The 507-nt window shown below is 53.8% G+C and carries 1 protein-coding gene; it reads left to right on the forward strand.

Features of this window, described 5'->3' with window-relative positions; all coding sequences use genetic code 11:
- A partial coding sequence (locus AC1QQ2_RS15140) for a porin (protein WP_479713771.1) occupies positions 1-507 on the forward strand: 507 nt, incomplete at both ends.

Below are 507 nucleotides of genomic sequence, written 5' to 3' on the forward strand. Positions count from 1 at the left end.
ACGACCCCGACGCTACCGCTGCAATGTCTGCACGCTCTGGTACCGTTGCTGATGACAACGACGGCTTCTACTGGGGTGCGACTATGACCGCATCTTTGTCGCAAGCTCTGGATAACGGTATCACTGCCGGTGCAACCGTTAACTTCGACATCCAGGACGACGATGGTACTTCGACTGCAAGCACCACTGACTTGATGACTGATGATTACGTTCTGTCGCTGACTTCGGAAAACGCGTCGATCTACTTCGGTGACACTGGCGTTGCAGGTTCGAAGTACTGGGCATCTGCTGGCGACATGGAGTCCGACGGCTTTACCTCTGACTTCACCGATGCGACCAACGAAGATGCAGTGCTGCGCGCTGACATCAACTACGGTGGCGTTGAACTGTCGGTTTCGACCATTGTAGTTCAAGCGGACAATACAAACAGCAAGCAAGACCAAACTTCGGCAAGCTTGCGCACCACTCTTGGTGGCGTGACCATTACTGCTGCGACACAGGAAAAAG

It is taken from the genome of Aestuarium sp. (assembly GCF_023253315.1).
Classification (GTDB): domain Bacteria; phylum Pseudomonadota; class Alphaproteobacteria; order Rhodobacterales; family Rhodobacteraceae; genus Marivivens; species Marivivens donghaensis.